Origin of the sequence: Xenorhabdus bovienii, from assembly GCF_024721015.1 — a bacterium.
Classification (GTDB): Bacteria; Pseudomonadota; Gammaproteobacteria; order Enterobacterales; family Enterobacteriaceae; genus Xenorhabdus; species Xenorhabdus bovienii.
On record NZ_JANAIF010000450.1, the window covers coordinates 1 to 255 of the forward strand.

Here is a 255-nt window from a genome sequence, read left to right on the forward strand (position 1 = left end):
AATCCGTCTTGCTGGATAAGATTAAGGCCGGTGCACGGGCAGGCCGCTACCGTTTGGTCTATTTTGATGAAGCCGGTTTTGCCGCCTCTCCGCCGGTGCAATATGGATGGAGTCCACGGGGTAAACCCCATGAAACTGAGCCTCAACACCATGACAGACGGTCAGTTCTGGGGGCGTTACAACCTGCTTTTATTTTATCTTCCTGCCTACAGCCCAGAGCTGAATCTGATTGAAATCATCTGGAAACAAGCCAAA

Annotated in this window: 1 protein-coding gene; it reads left to right on the forward strand. The window is 51.0% G+C overall.

Translation table 11 applies throughout. The features are described 5' to 3' along the window. On the forward strand, nucleotides 1-233 hold a 233-nt coding region (locus NXS07_RS21360; RefSeq protein ID WP_258087684.1), incomplete at its 5' end, for a hypothetical protein. Nucleotides 234-255 lie beyond the last annotated feature (22 nt).